The sequence below is a fragment of the Pontiella sp. genome (assembly GCF_041622395.1).
Taxonomy (GTDB): domain Bacteria; phylum Verrucomicrobiota; class Kiritimatiellia; order Kiritimatiellales; family Pontiellaceae; genus Pontiella.
On record NZ_JBFJYW010000026.1, the window covers coordinates 1 to 19,155 of the forward strand.

21 protein-coding genes are annotated in these 19,155 nt (G+C 58.6%); 17 read left to right on the forward strand and 4 right to left on the reverse strand.

All coding sequences use genetic code 11. From position 1 onward, the window contains the following. The 14 genes from ABYO54_RS02705 to msrA all read left to right on the forward strand — a co-directional run. Positions 1-262: hypothetical protein (locus tag ABYO54_RS02705; protein ID WP_372806644.1), on the forward strand; the 262-nt coding region annotated here is incomplete at its 5' end. Beyond that, the gene (locus ABYO54_RS02710) at positions 255-2,015 is read left to right on the forward strand and encodes a c-type cytochrome (protein ID WP_372806646.1); all 1,761 of its coding nucleotides are present in this window, start codon (positions 255-257) and stop codon (positions 2,013-2,015) included. The genes ABYO54_RS02705 and ABYO54_RS02710, both read left to right, overlap by 8 nt. Further along, positions 2,012-3,373 (forward strand): cbb3-type cytochrome c oxidase subunit I, encoded by a 1,362-nt coding sequence (locus ABYO54_RS02715; protein WP_372806648.1) that lies wholly within the window; start codon positions 2,012-2,014, stop codon positions 3,371-3,373. The genes ABYO54_RS02710 and ABYO54_RS02715 overlap by 4 nt, the downstream gene beginning before the upstream one ends. After that, the gene (locus tag ABYO54_RS02720; RefSeq protein WP_372806650.1) at positions 3,370-3,954 is read left to right on the forward strand and encodes a cbb3-type cytochrome c oxidase subunit II; all 585 of its coding nucleotides are present in this window, start codon (positions 3,370-3,372) and stop codon (positions 3,952-3,954) included. Before ABYO54_RS02715 ends, ABYO54_RS02720 begins: the two co-directional genes overlap by 4 nt. A gap of 26 nt (positions 3,955-3,980) precedes the next feature. Further along, positions 3,981-4,121, forward strand: a complete 141-nt coding sequence (locus tag ABYO54_RS02725; protein WP_372806652.1) for a hypothetical protein — start codon at positions 3,981-3,983, stop codon at positions 4,119-4,121. Between the two features lie 5 nt (positions 4,122-4,126). Then, on the forward strand, positions 4,127-4,894 hold the full coding sequence (locus tag ABYO54_RS02730) for a 4Fe-4S binding protein (RefSeq protein WP_372806654.1): 768 nt from the start codon (positions 4,127-4,129) through the stop codon (positions 4,892-4,894). Positions 4,895-5,115: 221 nt separating this feature from the next. Then, positions 5,116-6,003 carry an alpha/beta hydrolase gene (locus ABYO54_RS02735; protein WP_372806655.1) on the forward strand — a complete coding sequence of 296 codons (888 nt, stop codon included), beginning with the start codon at positions 5,116-5,118 and terminating at the stop codon, positions 6,001-6,003. A 106-nt stretch (positions 6,004-6,109) separates the two neighbouring features. Next, positions 6,110-6,649 (forward strand): glycine cleavage system protein R, encoded by a 540-nt coding sequence (locus ABYO54_RS02740; RefSeq protein ID WP_372806657.1) that lies wholly within the window; start codon positions 6,110-6,112, stop codon positions 6,647-6,649. Positions 6,650-6,651: 2 nt separating this feature from the next. Further along, entirely contained in the window at positions 6,652-8,031 is a 1,380-nt protein-coding gene (locus ABYO54_RS02745) for a PFL family protein (RefSeq protein ID WP_372806659.1), read from the forward strand. A gap of 16 nt (positions 8,032-8,047) precedes the next feature. Further along, a complete protein-coding gene (locus ABYO54_RS02750; protein ID WP_372806661.1) occupies positions 8,048-8,536 on the forward strand; it encodes a hypothetical protein in 489 nt (162 codons plus the stop codon). A gap of 39 nt (positions 8,537-8,575) precedes the next feature. After that, positions 8,576-9,451: a M28 family peptidase gene (locus tag ABYO54_RS02755; protein WP_372806662.1), complete on the forward strand. Its 876-nt coding sequence runs from the start codon at positions 8,576-8,578 to the stop codon at positions 9,449-9,451. Continuing rightward, positions 9,448-10,428 (forward strand): M28 family peptidase, encoded by a 981-nt coding sequence (locus ABYO54_RS02760; protein ID WP_372806663.1) that lies wholly within the window; start codon positions 9,448-9,450, stop codon positions 10,426-10,428. The genes ABYO54_RS02755 and ABYO54_RS02760 overlap by 4 nt, the downstream gene beginning before the upstream one ends. 373 nt (positions 10,429-10,801) lie before the next feature. Continuing rightward, the gene (locus ABYO54_RS02765) at positions 10,802-11,275 is read left to right on the forward strand and encodes a hypothetical protein (RefSeq protein WP_372806665.1); all 474 of its coding nucleotides are present in this window, start codon (positions 10,802-10,804) and stop codon (positions 11,273-11,275) included. A 318-nt stretch (positions 11,276-11,593) separates the two neighbouring features. After that, on the forward strand, positions 11,594-12,073 hold the full coding sequence (gene msrA / locus ABYO54_RS02770; protein ID WP_372806667.1) for a peptide-methionine (S)-S-oxide reductase MsrA: 480 nt from the start codon (positions 11,594-11,596) through the stop codon (positions 12,071-12,073). A gap of 19 nt (positions 12,074-12,092) precedes the next feature. On the opposite strand, the gene phoU is transcribed toward msrA, so the two are convergent. From phoU to ABYO54_RS02790, 4 genes are all read right to left on the reverse strand, one after another. Further along, a complete protein-coding gene (gene phoU / locus ABYO54_RS02775) occupies positions 12,093-12,752 on the reverse strand; it encodes a phosphate signaling complex protein PhoU (RefSeq protein ID WP_372806669.1) in 660 nt (219 codons plus the stop codon). Between the two features lie 97 nt (positions 12,753-12,849). Then, positions 12,850-13,671, reverse strand: a complete 822-nt coding sequence (pstB, locus tag ABYO54_RS02780; protein WP_372806671.1) for a phosphate ABC transporter ATP-binding protein PstB — start codon at positions 13,669-13,671, stop codon at positions 12,850-12,852. A gap of 73 nt (positions 13,672-13,744) precedes the next feature. Then, positions 13,745-15,091, reverse strand: coding sequence for a phosphate ABC transporter permease PstA (gene pstA / locus ABYO54_RS02785; protein WP_372806673.1), 1,347 nt, complete (start codon positions 15,089-15,091; stop codon positions 13,745-13,747). 3 nt (positions 15,092-15,094) lie between these two features. Further along, complete coding sequence (locus ABYO54_RS02790) at positions 15,095-16,237, reverse strand: PstC family ABC transporter permease (protein ID WP_372806675.1); 1,143 nt, start codon at positions 16,235-16,237, stop codon at positions 15,095-15,097. A gap of 441 nt (positions 16,238-16,678) precedes the next feature. Here ABYO54_RS02790 and ABYO54_RS02795 point away from each other — a divergent pair, with 441 nt between their 5' ends. The 3 genes from ABYO54_RS02795 to ABYO54_RS02805 form a co-directional block, all read left to right on the forward strand. Continuing rightward, positions 16,679-17,323, forward strand: coding sequence for an N-6 DNA methylase (locus ABYO54_RS02795; RefSeq protein ID WP_372806677.1), 645 nt, complete (start codon positions 16,679-16,681; stop codon positions 17,321-17,323). Next, positions 17,320-18,909, forward strand: a complete 1,590-nt coding sequence (locus ABYO54_RS02800) for an Eco57I restriction-modification methylase domain-containing protein (protein WP_372806679.1) — start codon at positions 17,320-17,322, stop codon at positions 18,907-18,909. The genes ABYO54_RS02795 and ABYO54_RS02800 overlap by 4 nt, the downstream gene beginning before the upstream one ends. Further along, a partial coding sequence (locus ABYO54_RS02805; protein WP_372806680.1) for a GIY-YIG nuclease family protein occupies positions 18,902-19,155 on the forward strand: 254 nt, incomplete at its 3' end. The genes ABYO54_RS02800 and ABYO54_RS02805, both read left to right, overlap by 8 nt.

The window sequence follows — 19,155 nt, forward strand, 5'->3', positions numbered from 1 at the left end:
GATGAATATCGAATGTCGAATGTCCAGATGCAGCATCACCAGATTGTCCTTCAGGGCAAATGACGGGAAGCAGGTCACCGACCATGGGGCGTTGCCCCATGCTAAATTGTGTAGTGCCGTTGGCACATGGCTCGCCGCAGAAGTCTGCGTCGACCCGGTTTTGAAAGCCGATTTTGCGGAGCGCCCTGGAGTGCGGCGGGAAGCGCAGCGCCACGCCGCTTTTGATCCGCAACGGATTATGGGGGGAGCGATCCATGATTAAGGATTATCGCATACTGGCCGCGTTGGCTTTTCTTGGGCTTATTGTGTTGGGCCTGTCGATCAAGAAGTCGGTGGATAAGGATTGGATCAAGCATCAGAAAGCCTATTACAAGGCGCTCGATGTCGAGTTTCCCGGGCCTGAGATCAAGCAGGTTAACGTCAAGACGCCCTCGGGGCATGCACTCATCGACCGCTGCCAAACGTGCCACGTCGGCGCGGGCAATCCCGATGCCGCCGGATTCCCGCAGCCGCTCGCCGCGCACCCGCCCATCGTGCCGGGTGTTGCGGAAGATCCGCACGACTTCAACAAAATCGGGTGCTCCATCTGCCACGATGGTTCCAGCCGCGATCTTGACCAGCACCTCGCGCACGGCGAATCGCATGGCTGGATCAAGCCGCTGCTGGGCGGCGCGAACGCGCAGGCGAGCTGCGTGCGTTGCCACGCGATGGAGAGCGGCCACCTGGCCGGGGCCGAGCTTTACGAACAGGGCCGTACGCTCTTCCTCGAAAAGGCGTGCTGGGGCTGCCATACCATCGAAGGGATTTCCTCCTCCTCGCAGGCGCCGGAGCTGACCGATGCCGGCGGCAAGTTCACCTATGAATATCTCGTCGAGTCGGTCGTCGACCCGAAGGCCAACGACGAGCATTCCAAGATGCCGCTGTTCGATTGGGCGCATGACGAGGAAGTTGTCGCGGCACTGGCGACCTATTTGAAAGGGCAGCAGAAAGACCGCCTGCGCTCCGCCGAGAGCGCACCGATCGGCTACATCAAGCCGAAGTCCGAGCTGGCGCGCATCGACGAACCGAGCGTCGCTGCGGGCCGCAGCTTGTTTGCGGGCGCGCCCTTCGAGGGCTCGATTGCCAAGGGCGGCTGCGTCAATTGCCACGCCATCCGGAATTCCGACGGCGACCTTGCCGGCGGCAACATCGGCCCCGAGCTGACGTGGACGATCCGCCAGCGCGGCCGCGACTATACCAAAAAACACATCGTCAACGCCCGCGCCCATGTGGCCGATTCGATCATGCCGACGTTCAAGGACTACAACGACGCCGAGCTCGAAAGCCTGGTTTCGTTTCTCTCGACGCTCGACTACACCTTGGGCGATGCCGACGGCGCCAAGCTCTATGAGACCCACTGCGTTTCCTGCCACGGCGAAGACCTGAACGGTCGCGGCAGGTTGGCCCCCATGCTCGACCCGCTGCCGCGCGATTTCAGCAAGGGGCGGTTCGTCGGTGCCTATGAGTCGCGTTTCAAGACCTCGATCAAGGAAGGGGTCGGCGGAACCGACATGCCCGCCTGGAAGAATATCCTGAGCGACGAACAGATTGATCGGCTGATTGAATTCATCAAGCAGACGAGCCATTCCGCCGAGAAGGCCTACAAACGCATGCAGGCCGAGATGCCGAAGATCGGCGATCCGGAGCGGCTCGACTATAAGGGCAAGGGGACCGTGCTGGTGGCGGGCGACCCGCAAGAGGGCTTCCGGCAGTTCCAGAAGCACTGCACCTCGTGCCACGGCAAGCTGGCCAACGGCAAGGGGCCGAACGCCTACGCGCTCATCCATCCGCTGCCGCGCAACCTGATCAACGGGAATTTCCTGAACCAGCCGACCGTTACGGACGAGCGGCTTTACCAATCCATCCTGTTGGGGGTGCCGGACACTTCGATGCCCGGGCACGACCACCTGAAAGACCAGACCATTCTGGACATCATCGCCTTTATCCGGGGCAACACCGAGGAAGCCAAACCATGAAACAAGATACCGCCGCCAAAACGATGGTCATTGCATCGTGCGCCTACTTCGGGTTGGCGCTCACGATGGGGCTCCTGACCGCGCTCAAGTTCGTGGTGCCGACGGTCGGGGAGATTGAATATCTCTCCATGCCGCGCCTGCGGATGTTGCACACCAACATCAACTTGTTCGGCTGGCTGCTGCAGGCCAACATGGGCATCCTCTTCTGGATTCTGCCGCGCATCCTGCACACCAAGCTCTTCTCCGAAAAGCTCGGCGTGGCGATGGGCCTGCTCTATAACCTGACCCTGATCGGCGGCTTCGCGGCCATCCTGATGGGCAACGTCAAGAACGTCGAGTATGGCGAAATCCCGGCGCCGTTCGACTATCTGGTGGCGGTCTGCTGGGTGCTGTTCGCGATCAATGTTTTCGGCACGGTGGCCATCCGCAAGGTGAAGTATCTCTACGTCACGGTCTGGTACACGCTGGGGGCCGTGATCTGGACGACCTTCGTCTACATCACGGGCAACATGCTCAGCCAGATGCCGATGGTCACGGGCGTCAACCAGGCCAACCTGGTCTGGTTCTATGTCCACAACGCCGTCGGCCTGATCTTCACCCCGCTGGGCGTGGCGGTTGCCTACTACCTGATTCCGAAGCAGCTCGATACGCCGATCTATTCGCACAAGCTTTCGATGGTCGGCTTCTGGGTGATCTCGTTCGTCTATGTCTGGACGGGGGCGCACCACATGCTCAACGGCCCCATTTCGCATTGGCTCCAGACGGTGGCCACCATCTTTTCGTTCAGCCTCATCATTCCGGTGATGGCCGTGGTGACCAACTTTTTCGGGACCTATGCCACCGCGTCGCGCCATACGCGCATGCGCGGGCCGATCCCGAAGCTGCTGATGATGGGCACGGTCTACTACATCTTCACCTGCCTCCAGGGGCCGTTCCAGGCGATCCGCTCCGTGAGCGAAATCGTCAGCAAGACCGACTGGGTGGTTGGCCACGCGCACATGGCGCTGTTCGGCGCGTTTACCTACTACGCCATGGCGGGCATCACCTACGTCGCTCCAATGATGGCCGGGCGCAAACTCTATTCCGAAAAACTCGGCGACCTGCAGTTCTGGCTGATGACCCTCGCCAGCATTCCCTTCCTAACGGTGCTGTGGATCAGCGGGGTCATCCAGGGCTATGCCTGGCTCAACCCGGAAAACACCTTCGTGGAAACCCTGGATGCGCTCAAGCACGCGCACTGGATGCGCTTCTCCACGGGCGCCGTGATCTTCGGTTCTTACTTCCTTTTCCTCTACAACATCCTGATGACGTTCTTCGGGAAATATCCCGTTGAAGCCGAAGAGGGGGCCGAATCATGAAAATCGATGTCGAAAAAAGCCTGATATGGACCGCCACGGGCGCCTTCGTTTTCTTCTCCGTCGGCGCGGTGCTCACCACCGTGGTGCCGCCGATCGTCGACAAGACGCTCTGGACGTCCGAGTATGCCGTGCATGAATACACCGAGCAGGAGCTGCGCGGAATCGAGATCTACAAGAACGAAGGCTGCGTCTACTGCCACACCCAGCAGATCCGCCAGCTCGACTCCGACCGCCGCCGCTACGGCTGGCGCCTGGTGCAGGCTCCGGAATCCGAGTCGTGGGAATACGTCAACGACAAGCAACACTTCCTCGGCACCAAGCGCACCGGGCCCGATCTCGCGCGCGTCGGCGGCAAGTATTCCTCCGAATGGCACTACGCCCACTTCAAGAATCCGCGCGACATGGGCGAAAAGTTCCCCGACCGCAAGGGGCTCTATGAAAAGGCCTCCATCATGCCGTCGTTCGCCTACCTTTCCGACGAAGAGATCCGCGACCTGACCGCCTATATCCAAACCCTCGGCCGCAACAAGAACTGGCGCGTCGACGAGGACGGTACGCCGCTCAACGACTACGAAGAATAAGATGTCGCTTTAATCTGGAGGTTGGCATGGAAGAAAAAAAATACGAGCTCGAGACCACCACCGAGATCAAGCAGGGGCATGCCGACATCGGCAAGTTCAACATTGCCATCGAAATCATCCTGACCATCGTCTGCATCGTCTACCTGATTCTCAATTTTAATCCGTAGGGGTGATGGCGAAGTCGAAATACACCAACCGCCGCCGGCTCATCCAGGGCCTGGCGATGGCCATGTTGCTGAGCATTCCGCTTCGGTTGGTTTGCTTCGATCTGGAAGACGAATACATTCGCGTCTTCGGCGCCCGTTTCGGGCTGTCCACCATGTTCTATCCGCTGTTCACGATTTTGGCGCTCATCCTCTTTGTCGTCTTCAAGGGGATGAAAAAGGGACGGATCTTCTGCTCGCACCTCTGCCCGATGCACCTCTTCCTCGAAATCGTCAACAGCCCGAAAAACAAAACGTCCGGCTTGCGTCCCTTGAAGCTTTGGGGCTGGTCGCTCCTCTTCGCGTTTCTTTCCGTCGAGGTCGTTCTCTCGTTCTTCCAGCCGTTGGATAACCAAGTTCGGTTGATCGCCTCCGGTCATCTGCCGCTCATCGGGATAGCCTCGGCGCTGTTCCTCGGTTTCCTCGGGTTGTTCGTGCACTATCGCGAGCACTTCTGCAAACGGGGTTGCCCCTATGCATTGATCCAGATGCTGCTGCAGTCCAACACCACCCGCTACATGGAATTCGCCAACCCCGAAAAAACCTGTACCAACTGCCGGGGTTGCGACGACATTTGCCCGTTCAACCTCCGCGCGCGGTTCGAAAGCAAAGGCACCGACTGCACCAACTGCAATCTCTGTGCCGAGGCCTGCGCCACCGAGCTCGGCGAAGCAAACACCCTTTTCCACCTCATCGACCCTGTTCCGGAACACGATGCCGAACAACCGGGCGCGTAGATCGGCGCCCACCGGATGGCAGGCAGCCATTCAAGGCGCCCTTGCCCGCAAGCCTGCTGTCGGCCTGCCCGCGCGTTTTCCCCCGAATTCTACTTTTCACATGCGGTTTGCTCGTTCAGTCTAACCCGCTTGAACCAAGGTGTTGCGCGAAGCACATGCAAGAGAATGAAGCAACGGCGGCCGATCCCCAAACGGCTCATGTTTAAAACAAGGATAGAGAAATGAAACGTACTGTATGGATGGTCCTCGGGGCCCTGTTGCCCCTGCTAACTGCGGCTGCCGATTATCGGCCAACCGAAAAGTTGCTGTATAAAACGGCGCCGGACAATAAAACCGGCGGGAAAGTCGAGCTGCACCTGCATCTCTTCAAGCCCGATGGCCTCCAGGCATCCGACAAGCGTCCGGCCATCGTCTTTTTCTTCGGCGGCGGCTGGAACGGCGGCGATCCCAAGCAGTTCTATCAGCAGGCCGATTTCTTCGCCAAGCGCGGCTTCGTGTGCTTCTCGGCGGAATACCGGGTGGGCAGCCGGAACAAAGCAACGCCGTTCGAATGCGTGAAGGACGGGAAGTCCGCCATCCGCTGGGTGCGGGCCCATGCCGCGGAGCTGGGGGTGGATCCCGACCGGATCGTCGCGTCCGGCGGTTCCGCCGGCGGCCACGTGGCGGCCTGCACGGGGATCATCCAAGGTTGCGAAGAGGCCGGCGAAAAGCTGGCGATCAGCTCGTTGCCCAATGCCATGATCCTGTTCAATCCCGTGCTGGACACAACGGAAAAGGGCTATGGCGCGAATAAGTTCAAACCCGAACAACAGACGGATCTGTCGCCGTGCCATCAGGTGCGCTCCGGGATCGTCCCGACCCTGCTGATGCACGGCACGGCAGACAAGACGGTTCCGTTCGAGAATGCGGATCGCTTCGCCCGGCTGATGAAAGCGGCCGGCAACGATTGCCGCTTGATTCCGTTCGAAGGCCAGGACCATGGGTTTTTCAACGGTCCGTTTTTCCGGCCCAAAACCAAGGACCTCACGCCCTACGAGTCGTGCATGGACGCGAGCGCCGCCTTTCTTTCCGAGATGGGATTTGCGGCCGAACGCACGAAGAGTCGATGACCCGCGGGCCGGCGCCCGCCCGGGCGCAAACTCCGGCGCTTTTTTTGTTCCCATGGTTCCAAGGGCGGGGATAAAGTCCCGCTCTTCTTTATGAAAGGGCTTTTTTATGACAGGTAAACAAATCATGGTGATTTCGGTGATGGACCGGGATCGCCCGGGCATCGTGGCGGAAGTGACGGAGGGGATCAGCGCACTGGGCGGCAATCTGGCCGACTTGCGCGAGTCGGTCCTCTGCGGCTATTTTACAATGATCCTGCTGGCCGGGTTTCCGCCCGGCGTCGAGGCGGGGCAGGTGGAAAAGGCGTTGGCGGAAGGAACCGCATCCCGCGTTTCCGTGAAAAACGTCGACGGGGCCCTGGCCGAGGTCGGGAATTCCGAACACGTCTACGTCCTCTCGGCGGTTGGGCGCGACCGCATCGGTCTCGTTGCGCAGGTTTCGCGCTTTTGCTCCGACCGCGGCATCAACATTCTCGACCTCGCGTCCCACGTCGAGGACGACCAATACACCATGATGCTCCAGCTCGATCTTTCCGGAATCGAATCGATCGACGAGCTCAACGCCGCGTTGGCGGCGTTCGGCGGCCAATCCGGCCTGAACCTCGTGCTTCAGCACAACGATATTTTCCGCGCAACAAACGAGATTTAATTATGATCCGATCCGACCAGATTCTTAAAACCGTTGAAATGATCCAGAAGGAAAACCTGGATGTACGCGCCGTGACGATGGGCATCTGCCTGCTCGATTGCCGCACCGGCGACGTCGAAACCACCGCCCGGAAGATCGGCGAAAAGATCAAGCTCCTCGCCGGCAACTTCGTCGAAACCTGCGACCGCATCGGCGGAAAATACGGCGTGCCCGTGGTGAACAAGCGCATCTCCGTCACGCCGATCGCCCACGTGGGCGCCGGATTCTCGCGCGACGGGTTTGTCCGCTTGGCGAAGGCGCTCGACGATGCCGCCGCCGAGGTGGGAATCGATATCATCGGCGGCTTTTCCGCCAACGTGGAGAAGGGCATCAACAAGGGCGACATGAATCTGATCCGCGCGGTGCCCGAAGCGCTGGCGACCACCGCCAAGGTCTGCTCGTCGATCAACGCGGGTTCCACGCGCCACGGGCTGAACATGGATGCGGTGGCCCTGCTCGGCCAAACGGTCCGGGATGCCGCCGAGGCCAGCCGCGAATCCAACGGATTCGGCGCGGCCAAGTTCGTGATCTTTGCAAACCAGCCCGGCGACAATCCGTTCATGGCCGGCGCGATCCATGGACTCGGCGAAGCCGAGGCCGTCATCAACGTCGGCGTTAGCGGCCCGGGGGTCATCGCCCGCGCACTCGAGCGCAAGATCGCCGCCGAAGGGGCGGAAAACCTCGGGCTCGACGATCTGGCCGAGGAGATCAAGCAGGCCACCTTCCGCGTAACGCGCTGCGGCGAGTTGGTCGGCCGCCAGGTCGCCAAGGCGCTCGGCCTGCCGTTCGGCGTGGTCGATCTCTCTCTGGCCCCGACTCCGCTGGTGGGCGACAGCGTTGGCGAAATCCTCAAGATTCTGGGGGTGGACGATGTCGGCGCGCCCGGTTCAACCGCCATTGTCGCCATGCTCAACGATGCCGTCAAAAAGGGCGGATCGTTCGCTTCGCAGAGCGTCGGCGGCTTGAGCGGCGCCTTTATCCCCGTCATGGAGGATTCGGTTCTGGCGCAGGCGGCGGAAAGCGGTTGCCTGATTCTCGAAAAGCTCGAAGCGATGACCTGCGTCTGTTCGGTCGGTCTCGACATGGTGCCGATTCCCGGCGATACCTCCCCGGAAACCATCGCGGCCATCATGGCCGACGAGCTGATGATCGGGGTCATCAATTCCAAGACCACGGCGGCCCGGCTCATTCCGGTGCCCGGAAAAGCGGCGGGGGAATTCGTCTCCTTCGGCGGCCTGTTCGGCGAAAGCGTGGTGTTGCCCGTGAGAAACACCGGGAAGTCTTCGCGCTTCGTGCGCTTTGGCGGACGCATCCCGGCACCGATCCACAGCTTGAAAAACTAGGCACGAAGGAGACCCCATGAAAAAGGAGTACGTTTTGGCGATGTTTCTCATCTGCTTTTTCATTTGGGCTTCCCTGGTCGACAACGCCGTGCTGCCGACCTCTGGACAACTGCAAGTCGAGCCCGGGGTCTTCTCGCACTACCGGATCAAGAAGGGCAAGCAGATCGGGGATTTCGTTCTGCGGAAGGACCAAGTGGTGCTCTATGCCGGGGTGAATGACCGCGAGCGTTTTTTCTACATCGAACGAATGCCCGGTGTGGACGCCGCGCTCCGGAACATGGCCCCCGACACCCCGCTAACGCTCGGCTATGTTAAGCGCTTCCCGAAGGTCTGGAAGAAGCAGGTGTACCTGTTGAAGGCGAACGACCGCACGGTCATGCAGTTTTCTGCGGGGATGCTCAAGCGGCGGCAAGTGTTCATTTGGAAATTCACCGGAGCCGTGGTCGGGGTGTTTGTGCTGCTTTGCGGCCTGGCCTTCGTCAACAAGCCGCTACGGAGGCGCTGAGCCGTGGTTGCCGCGGCGCGCAGGGCGGGGCTTTTCGACATGGCGGCATTGCTGCTGGCAACGCTCTCCGCCTGCACCGCGCCTCCGCCTACGGTCGATCCGGGCAGCGATGCGGCCCGCCTGCGCGATCACGTCGAAACGCTTTCGATCGATTTTGCGCCGCGCGACCACGTGAACACGGGCAACCTCGATCGTTGCGCCGCCTACATCTCCGGCCATTTCCGCCGCGCCGGCGGCAGGGTTTCGGAGCAGGTCTACGACGTGAACGGGCGGACCTACCGCAACGTACTGGCCTCGTTTGGCTCCGGGCCGCGCATCGTGGTCGGCGCGCACTACGACGCGGAAGTCGACACGCCCGGCGCCGACGACAACGCCAGCGGCGTGGCCGCCCTCATCGAACTGGCCTATTTGCTGGGCCGCCGCGCGCCGGAACACCGGATCGAGCTGGCGGCCTACGCCTTGGAGGAGCCGCCGCACTACGGTACGCCGAACATGGGCAGCGCCCGCCATGCCGCCGGTTTGGCCGAGGCGGGGACCGAGTTGGAATTCATGGTTAGTCTCGACATGGTCGGCTATTCTGGCGGCAACATGCTCTCGCCGTTGCCGGGCCCCTTGGGCGAAAACCGCCTCGTGGTGGTCGGGCGCAACCAGGACCGCGCCATTGCCGGGCGGCTGGCGGATGCGATGGGCATCGTTTCGGTTTGCAAGGATGAACGGATCCCGTGGGTCGGCTGGTCCGACCACGCCAACTATTGGCCCCACGGCTACCCCGGCGTGTTCATCTGCGACAGCATCTACCGGCTCAACCCGAACTACGAAACGCTCCGCGACACGGCCGACACGTTGGATTACGCCCGGCTGGCCCGAACGGTATCCGCGCTCTGCGATGCGCTTATGGACTGGAGGACTCCGTGAAGAAATGGGTGATATTTTTCCTGCTGTTGTTTGCGGTGCTGGGGTGGACCTATGTCGGGACCACGTTGCCGTTCTGTCCGTCGGGGCCGCCGAGTGCGGTGCAGGTCGATCCGGCCCGCCTGCGCGATCACGTCGAAAAGATTTCCATCGATTTTTCGCCGCGCAACTACAAGCGCATTTGGAATCTCGACAAATGCGCGGACTATGTTTCCGGCCATTTTTCCGAGGCCGGCGGACAGGTGGTGGAGCAAACCTATACGCTGCCCGCCTACGCCAAGGGCGTCTACCGCAACGTCGTTGCCGCCTTCGGCCCCGAAGAGGGGCCGCTGATCGTCGTGGGCGCGCACTACGACGCCTTTCAGGACGTGCCCGGTGCGGACGACAACGCCAGCGCCGTCGCCGGTCTGATCGAACTGGCCTACCTGCTGGGCAAGGCCGACCTCCGGCAACGGGTCGAGCTGGTGGCCTTCACCCTCGAGGAGCCGCCGTTTTTCCGCACCGGCGATATGGGCAGCGCGCGCTATGCCCATGGCCTGAAGATTAACGGAACCGCGGTCGAAGCGATGATCTGCCTGGAAATGATCGGCTACTTTTCCGACGAACCCGGCAGCCAGGATTTTCCCTCGATCCTGCTTCAATGGTTCTATCCGGATTGCGGTAACTTTATTGCGCTGATCGGGCTCGACGAATACCGCGGGTTGCACCGCACGGTGAAGGGCGCCATGCGCGGCGCGACCGACCTGCCCGTGCATGCCATGTGTGCATCCCGGGGTACGCCGGGCATCGACTTTTCCGACCACCGCAACTTCTGGAACCAGGGCTATCCCGCCGTCATGGTTACCGATACCGCCTTCCTGCGAAACCGGAGGTACCACGCGGCGGGCGATACCGCCGACCGCCTCGACTACGACCGCATGGCCAAGGTCGTCGCCGGCGTTTTCGAAGCCGTCGTCCACTTGGCCAACACGCAGGATTGAGCAGTCTTGCGGGACCCCTAGCTATAATCCTCTTTACGCTATTTTTGTACCTGGGATTATCTGCAAAAATAGATCGTCTAAAACGTGAGAGAGGGCATTGATCAATAATAACGAGGAGGATCTTTGGCTTTTACATGTGCGACTTTATGTTTGCATTAATGGCAAAGGTTTAGAATGCATATTTAAGTCAAGGGGCTAATGGATTGCGGAGCTGGCACCTTTATGCTTATTTGTATATCGGCAGGGTAAATAGTCTTTTTCGTAAAGGGAAGCCATGAGGCATTGTGAAGAAAGGTGCTGGTCCCGTAATCTAGTAATCAGTAGTTATAAAGAGGGCAATTGCCTGATTTGATTAAATCTAAAGGGAATGAATATGATGATGAAAAGAGAGTATGTATTGGCAGGAGCGGTCTGTGCCGGTTTGTTTTCCGTGGGAAAGGCATGGGCGGGGTTTAAGCTTCCGAGTGCGATGTTCGAGCTGGCGGAGTTGGAAACGGCGCAGGCAGAAGCACGTGAAAAACGTAAGCCGATCGCGGTGGTTTATACGGATCACACCACCACGTGCGGCCTTTGTACGTCGGCCAGCAAGACGATTATCGATGAACTGGATAGCCGTTGCATCATGGTCTATATGCCGAGCTCGTTGAAACAGTGGCCGGATTTTGTGAAAAAGGCGAAGGCCTTTAAGCGGGGCAAGTATATCCCGAAGGTCGCGGTGTTTGATGTCGAGCTTAAAACCATGCTTGGCGAAGTGGTCTATGAGGATATCAAGAAGGATGGCGATGATGCATTTGATGATGTGCTGAAAACCATAAGGAACTATTCCAAAACCCTCCCGAAAAATTAATCCGGTGCGGATGGATGTTTAGAGTGCGGCGTAGCCGCTTTGGAGTGCGGAGACAGCGTCTCCGCTTTCTGATGAATGTTGCGGATGGGGGTTAGGCAGGTAAACGCTTGTGGGTAAAAGATGATAACCACTGACGAGTTGCAATAATTGAACGGTTTGCGGTGGTTGGACTCTAAATTTGACTTGGAGGCGATTATGAAAAAGGCAATGTTAACAATGTTCTTGGCAATGGCGGTCGGCGCAGTCGCGGCGGAGGTTGCAAAGAAAGAGTCAACGCCGGAAAAGACGGCTAAACCGGAAGTGAAGAAGGAAGCGAAGATGGAAAAGGCAGTATTTGCGGCAGGATGTTTTTGGGGGGTCGAGGCGATTTTCCAGGAGTTGGACGGGGTGGCGGAGACCACCGTCGGCTATACGGGCGGGCATACCGACGATCCCACGTATAAGGAAGTCTGCAAGGATACGACGGGCCATGCCGAAGCGATCGAAATCGTTTACGACCCCCACAAAATCACCTACGAGCAGTTGCTCGACTATTTTTGGCGGCTGCATGATCCGACCACCCTCAATCGTCAGGGCCCGGACGTTGGAACCCAGTACCGCTCCGCGGTCTTCTACTATAGCGGCGAGCAAAAGGCCGCCGCCGAAAAGCTGAAGGACGAATCGCAAAAAAAGTGGAAGAAACCGATCGTGACCGAAATCGTCCGGGGCGGAAAATTCTATCCCGCCGAGCAGTATCACCAGGACTATTTCAAGAACCGCGGTACCGAGCACTTCGGCTGCCACTTCTTGCGGGATTAGCCGCCCATCTCCGCGCCGTTTAGTCCGCTGGCTGGTGGCGGACGATTTCGGCCTCGACCATGTAGATGACGTCTTCGGCAATGTTGCAGGCGTGGTCGCCGATGCGTTCGAGGCGGTTGATGATGGCGAACAGCGTGATTAACGATTTCGCGTATTCCGGCTCCCGTTTGAGCGCCTCGACAATTTCGCTTTTCATCTCCGACTTCATGGCGTCGATTTCCAGATCGTCCTCGATCACTTCGCGGGCGAGGTAGGTATCGATGTTGATCAGTGAATCGAGCGATTTGCGAACGATGGTTTTGACGAGGTAGGTCATCTGGTGCAGGTCGAGCGGAACCTTGGGCTGGGGGGCTTTGCTGATTTGGATGCCGTTTTTCGCGATGTCGGCCGCCAGGTCGCCGATGCGTTCGAGATCGTTGGTCATCTTCATGACGGCAATGATGAAACGCAGGTCGATGGCGACCGGCTGGTAGAGCGCCAGCGCCTTGAGGCACTCCTCTTCGACTTCGATTTCCAGCTTGTCGATGAGCTTGTCGTCGCCGATCACCTTCTTCGCGAGTTCAAGATCGCGCTCTTGGATCGACTTGACGGCGAGCTCGACGTTTTCATCGACGCGCGCGCTGAGCGCATAGATCAGTTTCTTGAGGCGTTCGAGTTCTTTTTCCAAATGCTTGGCCATGGTTGCTCCTTCGGATTCGTGAGGCGTGAGGCGTGATACGTGATACGTGAGGCGTGATGGATTTACGGTTCCCGTTTCACTCGTCACGTCCCGCTCTTTATCCAAATCGTCCTGTAATATAGTTTTCGGTCTGCGGGTTTTCGGGGTTGGTGAACAGCTGCTTGGTGTTGCCGAACTCTACCAGCACGCCTTCGTACATGAAAGCCGTCAGGTCGGAGACGCGCGCCGCCTGCTGCATGTTGTGGGTCACGATGACGATGGTGTAGTTTTGCCGCAGCTCGCCGATCAGGTCCTCGATCTTGGCGGTCGCCTTGGGGTCGAGTGCGGAGGTGGGTTCGTCCATCAGCAGGATTTCGGGTTTGATGGCCAGCGCGCGGGCAATGCAGAGCCGCTGTTGCTGCCCGCCCGACATGCCGAGGGCATTGGCCTGCAGGCGGTCCTTCACCTCGTCCCAAATGGCGGCGTTGCGCAGGCTTTGCTCAACGATCTCGCCGAGCTCCTGCTTGTTCCGGATGCCCTGCAGGCGCGGGCCGTAGGCCACGTTGTCGAAAATCGATTTCGGAAAGACGTTGGGCTTCTGGAACACCATGCCGACGCGGGCGCGCAGGGTGACGACGTCGATGTTTTTGGCATAAATGTTGTGCCCGTCGAAAATCATCTCCCCGCCGGCGCTGGTGGAGGGGATGAGGTCGTTCATGCGGTTGATCGAGCGCAGCAGCGTACTTTTGCCGCAACCGCTGGGGCCGATCATGGCGGTGACCCGCTTTTTCGGGATCTCCATGTTCACCTTGCGCACGGCCTCGAAGTCGCCGTAGAAAAGCGAAAAGTCCTTGGCTTCGATATGCGTTTCGCACGCGCCGTCGTCGTCGCCATGGTCGGCGAAGGTGTCGATTTTCTTCAGGGTGATATCTTGAGTCATTTCATTCCTCTTGAGCCGTGACGAGTGAGTCGTGATGGTGTTCGGCGTTCCTTGTTTGATGTTCCGCGGTTCTTCAGCCTCTGAGTTTCTTCGAGATGCGGGCGCGCATCAGGATGGCGAACAGGTTGAGTATCAGCACGATGGCCACGAGGGTGAACACCATGCCGTATTGCACGTGGCGGATTTCGTCGACCGCTTCGTGCTCGGTGCAAAGGTTGTAGATGTTCCAGGGCAGGGCGGGCGTCGGCTGGCTCAGGGTTTCCCAGAGCTTGAGCGGCGCGCCGACGCTGACCGCGGCGGTAAAGATGATCGGCGCCGTTTCGCCGGCGGCGCGGCCCATGCTGATCACGATGCCGGTCAGGATGCCGGGCAGGGAGGCCGGCAGGATGACCGTCAGCACCGTATGCCAGCGCCCGGCGCCCAGGCCGAGGGCCGCCTCCTTATAGCTGCGCGGCACGGCGAGGATGGCCTCTTCCGACGAGCGGATGATCGTCGGGAGGATCAGCAACGAAAGGGTCAACGACCCGGCCAACACACTCTTGGAGTCGGACACCTGGATCGTATTCAAAAAGAAGGCGAGGCCAAACAGGCCAAAGACGATGGAGGGCACCCCGGCCAGGGTGCTGATGCAGATGCGCAGGAAGCTGATGACGTGGCCTTCCCGGGCGTATTCGCAGAGATAGATCGCCGCGATCACGCCCATCGGGACGGCGAAGAGCATGGCGCCCAGCGTGAGGTAGATCGTGCCGAGCACTTCCGGCCAGATGCCGCCGAAGATGTGCGAGTCTTTCGAGGTATCGGTGATGAATTGCCAATAGAAGGTGGTTTTCGGGTTCATCATTTCGTCGAGGTGTTCTTCCAGATAGGGGAAGAGCGGTTCGAGCTGGGTTCCGGCAAAATGTTCGCTGCGCGGCGTCTCCACCAATACGCCCATGGCATCGGGGTTCGAATAGTCCCACTCCTCGGAGTAGAGGACTTCATGCAGTTTGACCAAGGTACGGTCCCAGCGGGTCTGGCCATACTGCTGGCGCAGCAGTACCGGCGTTTTTTCGCCGGGGATCGGACCGAGCAGCTGCTCGATGCTCTTTTCCACCTCTTTGAAGGCGGATTTGTATTCGCGCCGTTCGGCGCTTTTCATCGCCTTCATCTCGGTTTCGAACGCCTCCATCATTTGGTAGATGGGGGCCCGGGCGGCGGCCACCTGCGCCGCCTCCTGGTTGAAGCGGTCCGGGTTGCCGCGGTCGAACTGTTCGAGCATCACGCGCCGATGCTCCACCGTTCCCCTGAAGACGAAGGCTTTCGATCCGCGCCAGATGATCGGGGTGAGGATCAGCAGCAAGGCCACGGCCATCACGGCGATGGCAATCAGGCCGAGGCCGGAGAAGGCTTTGTCGAGGAGTTTTCGGGTTTCCAAACGCATGGCCTATTTTCCCAGTTTCTTGCGCGAACGTTTGACGATGATTTCGCTGGCGAGGTTCATGATGAACGAGAAGGCGAGCAGGCAGAACGCCATGGCGAAAAGCACATGGAAGCGGGAGGAGCCGGTCACGTGGTCGGCTTCGCCCATGTCGCCCGCGATGGTGGCGGTGAGGGTGCGGATCGGCTGGAGCATGTTGTAGATCGGCTCGGGCATGCGCGCCGCGTTGCCGGAGGCCATCCAGACCACCATCGTTTCGCCGATCGCGCGCATGACGCCGAGGATGACGGCGGCGAGAATGCCGCTGATGGAGGCGGGGATGATCGTCTTGATGATGGTCTCGGCGCGGGTTGCGCCAAGGGCGTAGGAGCCTTCGCGCAGCTCGCGGCCCGCCGCTTGCAGGGCATCTTCCGAGACGCTGACGACGGTGGGCAGCGCCATGATGCCGAGGATGATCGATACGTTTAGCGCATTGGTGCCCGAGCTGATCTCGACGCCGCTCAGCTGGCTGGAGAGGCGATAGAGGAAGAGGAGGGCCAAGAGCCCGAGGGCGGGGAAGACGATGGCGCCGGCAACCTTGGGGTTTGCCTTGGCGCGGAGTTTGTCGAGGATCAGGTCGCCGAGCACAACGGTGAGTAGGGCGAAGATGGGGCCGAGGACGATCCAGACGCCGGCCGAAAGGATGGCGCCGCCGTGGTTTTGGAGCAGCGGCGCAAACACCACCAGCGCAAAGAAGCCGTAGGCGACCGACGGAATCGCCGCGAGGATTTCGATGACGGGCTTAACGATCTGCCGCACGTTGAAGGGCAGCAGGTCGCTCAGGCAAACGGAGGCCGCAATGCCCAGCGGGACCGCCACCACGATGGCGCCGAGGGTGACCAGCGCGGTTCCCGTGAAAATGGGGAGCGCGCCGAACTCGGCGGGGTTGCCGGATGGGTACCAGCGCGAGCTCGTAAAGAATTCCCGGATTCCCTCGAGTTTGAAGAACGGGATGGCGTCTTTCAGGATGAAGTAGAAGATGAAGAAGACCGCGAAGGTCGAGAGCGAGGTGATGAGAAAGAGCAATCCCTGCCCCAACAGGCCGCTAATCCATTGGCGGCGGCTGGCGGCATCGCTCATTATTAGGCTTTTGTTTGCTGTTTCGCTCATAGGTACACGAATCCCTTAAGATTGGTGAACAGATTGGAGCTCACGTGTTAGCGCCGTATTAGCGAAGGGTTAGGAAGGCATGTAGTCCCTTCTTTAGGCGTTTTCCCCTCCATTTCGTCAGCGAATGCTCAACCGAGGCGGGATTGCGTGATGAGCTGTGGCGCGAAACTTGGTTCCTGATTCCTAATCGATTGACTCCCGTGTGATTATCCATACACTGACCGACTTATATTACATCTGAATATTTTTGCGTGTAAACGCAGTTCGTATCCGAACCAAAACGGCCAAATTTTGAAATCAGGACACGACTCGTTGAACCGCCCCCATCCGGGGCGGCTTCTTCGTGTTGTCCTGATGGGCGCTTGGCCGTGCCCGGTTCGGTAGCATGTTGGAGTCGCCCTCTTTTTTTTGGTGCTCCGAATTGCAACCGGAGCCAAGAAATTGAGCCAGATAAAGACCAAGAGGCGGGTGAGTGATCACGGGGAGGTTTTCACTCCTGCATGGATGGTCGAGGCGATGCTCGATCTGGTAAAAGGCGAGTCGGAACGAATTGACTCCCGCTTTCTAGAACCGGCGTGCGGGGATGGCAATTTTCTCGTGGCGGTTCTGCGCCGCAAGCTGGCCGCCGTGGAACTCAAGTACGGCAAATCCGACTTTGAGCGGCGTTACTATGCGTTGCTCTCCATCATGTGCATCTATGGCATCGAACTGCTGCCGGACAACATCGCCGATTGCCGCGCCAATTTACTGGCAATCCTTGCCGAGTACCTGAAGCTGAATGACGCGGACGATCTTTATCGTGCCGCTTTCTATGTTTTGTCCCAAAATCTTGTGCATGGCGATGCCCTCAAAATGCGCACCCACGACGACCAGGCAATCACCTTTGCCGAGTGGGGCTATTTGGGCAAGGGCAAGTTCCAGCGGCGCGACTTCCGTCTCGATACGCTGACCCTCTCATCCTCCTTTAGTGCGGAGGATTCGCTTTTCGCAAACTTGGGGCGTCACGAGATCTTCACGCCCTCCAAGACCTATTCGCCAATGACTATGAGCGAATTGGCAGCAGAAGGCGCAAAGGAGAACGCATGAACAATCAGGCCAGCTTTACCCTGCGCAACCGCAACCCGGATGTTTTGACCTGCATTGCCAACCTTTCCAATGACGAGGTGTTTACGCCGCCGGAGTTCGCCAACCGAATGCTGGACACACTGGCCGCGTCGTGGGCCGCCGACAATGAAGGTGCAAATCTTTGGGCGGACTCTTCGGTAAAATTCCTCGATCCATTTACCAAGTCGGGTGTCTTTCTTCGCGAGATTACTACCCGTCTAACCAAAGGGCTCGCGGAAGAGATTCCAGACCTGGATGAACGGGTAGACCACATTCTCAAGAATCAGGTATTCGGCATCGCCATTACACATCTTACCAGTCTGCTGGCACGGCGGAGTCTTTATTGCTCGAAGCACGCCAACGGCGCGCATTCCATTGCCACTGGTTTTGATGGCGACGCTGGAAATGTGTGGTTCGAACGCATGGAACATACTTGGGGCAAGACAAAGTGCGAGTTCTGTGGTGCGCCAAAAGCGATGTTGGATCGTGATTCAGAACTGGAAAACTATGCCTATGCGTTCATTCATACCAACGATATTAAGGCTCGCATGGTCGAGCTGTTTGGAGGCGACATGCAATTTGATGTGATTATCGGAAATCCGCCGTATCAGATGAAGGGGGGAGCTGGTGGCTCAAGCGATTCCTCCATTTATCACCTGTTTATTGAACAGGCGAAAAAGCTTGAACCTAAATATTTGTCGATGGTGGTCCCGTCCCGCTGGCTCGCGGGGGGGCGTGGGCTTGGAGAATTCCGTCAAGAAATGCTCAGTTCTCACAATCTCAAGGCGTTGGTCGATTTCCCCGTTTCCAAAGAGGTTTTTCCTAACGTAGAGGTCAAAGGTGGCATCTGCTATTTCCTTTGGTCAGATGCCTATAATGGAGAATGTGATGTAACAGTCATTCGTGGCGATGAAACAAAATCTTCGTCCCGTCAACTGGATGAGTTCGATGTGTTTGTACGTGACCCGCTTTCCGTTGGTATTTTGCGCAAAGTGTTAAAAGCTGGCGAACCGTCCATTGCTGATATTTTGACCGCCGACACCCCATTCGGTATTGCAACCAATTTTGATGCATTCCGAACCAAAAAGAAGCCGGGCGATGTTTCGTTGCATTACGTTCGTAGGGGCAAGCGAGATGTTGGTTTTGTGCCGCGTGAACTAATCAAGAAAAACGCCCACCTAATCGACAAATGGAAAGTCCTGGTGCCTGAGGCTGGCTCTGATGGAGGACAGAGAATTCCGGACTCCGTGCTCGGCAAGCCATGGCTGAGTTCTCCTCCATCTATCTCTACGCAATCTTTTTTGGCGTTTTGGGTCGAAAGTGAAGGCGAAGCTCAAAGCCTTGAATCTTACTTCTGCTCTAAATTTTTCAGGCACCTCGTTTCGTTACGCAAACTGACTCAACACGCACTTCGATCTACTTATTCATGGGTTCCACAGCAGACCTGGGATCGGGAGTGGACGGATGAAGCCCTTTACAAAAAATACAAGCTCACCAAAGAGGAGGTTGATTACATAGAAACAGTGATCCGCCCGATGGAAATCCAAGGGAGTCTTTGGGATGACTAAATCCATCGAGCAAATCCTAGAGCCGAAGCCGGAAGCGTGTCCGCGCATCTACGCTTACTCGATTGACGACACGGCACACAAGGGGCTTCTCAAGGTCGGGCAGACGACGCGCGATGTTAAGCGGCGCGTGGCCGAGCAACTAAAAACGGCCTCCATCAAAAACTACACAATCGAGTTGGATGAATCGGCGGAGCGTGATGACGGCACCATTTTCTCCGATCACGAGGTGCGTGCGGCACTCGCCGC

Bases quoted from the DNA above. Each gene is read 5' to 3' on its own strand.
- ABYO54_RS02755 (WP_372806662.1), top strand. From the start codon at position 8,576: ATGGCGGCATTGCTGCTGGCAACGCTCTCCGCCTGCACCGCGCCTCCG.
- ABYO54_RS02765 (WP_372806665.1), top strand. From the start codon at position 10,802: ATGATGATGAAAAGAGAGTATGTATTGGCAGGAGCGGTCTGTGCCGGT.
- ABYO54_RS02710 (WP_372806646.1), top strand. From the start codon at position 255: ATGATTAAGGATTATCGCATACTGGCCGCGTTGGCTTTTCTTGGGCTT.
- msrA (WP_372806667.1), top strand. From the start codon at position 11,594: ATGGAAAAGGCAGTATTTGCGGCAGGATGTTTTTGGGGGGTCGAGGCG.
- pstA (WP_372806673.1), bottom strand. From the start codon at position 15,091: ATGCGTTTGGAAACCCGAAAACTCCTCGACAAAGCCTTCTCCGGCCTC.
- ABYO54_RS02745 (WP_372806659.1), top strand. From the start codon at position 6,652: ATGATCCGATCCGACCAGATTCTTAAAACCGTTGAAATGATCCAGAAG.
- ABYO54_RS02800 (WP_372806679.1), top strand. From the start codon at position 17,320: ATGAACAATCAGGCCAGCTTTACCCTGCGCAACCGCAACCCGGATGTT.
- pstB (WP_372806671.1), bottom strand. From the start codon at position 13,671: ATGACTCAAGATATCACCCTGAAGAAAATCGACACCTTCGCCGACCAT.
- ABYO54_RS02750 (WP_372806661.1), top strand. From the start codon at position 8,048: ATGAAAAAGGAGTACGTTTTGGCGATGTTTCTCATCTGCTTTTTCATT.
- ABYO54_RS02715 (WP_372806648.1), top strand. From the start codon at position 2,012: ATGAAACAAGATACCGCCGCCAAAACGATGGTCATTGCATCGTGCGCC.
- ABYO54_RS02725 (WP_372806652.1), top strand. From the start codon at position 3,981: ATGGAAGAAAAAAAATACGAGCTCGAGACCACCACCGAGATCAAGCAG.
- ABYO54_RS02740 (WP_372806657.1), top strand. From the start codon at position 6,110: ATGACAGGTAAACAAATCATGGTGATTTCGGTGATGGACCGGGATCGC.
- ABYO54_RS02730 (WP_372806654.1), top strand. From the start codon at position 4,127: ATGGCGAAGTCGAAATACACCAACCGCCGCCGGCTCATCCAGGGCCTG.
- ABYO54_RS02735 (WP_372806655.1), top strand. From the start codon at position 5,116: ATGAAACGTACTGTATGGATGGTCCTCGGGGCCCTGTTGCCCCTGCTA.
- ABYO54_RS02790 (WP_372806675.1), bottom strand. From the start codon at position 16,237: ATGAGCGAAACAGCAAACAAAAGCCTAATAATGAGCGATGCCGCCAGC.
- ABYO54_RS02720 (WP_372806650.1), top strand. From the start codon at position 3,370: ATGAAAATCGATGTCGAAAAAAGCCTGATATGGACCGCCACGGGCGCC.
- phoU (WP_372806669.1), bottom strand. From the start codon at position 12,752: ATGGCCAAGCATTTGGAAAAAGAACTCGAACGCCTCAAGAAACTGATC.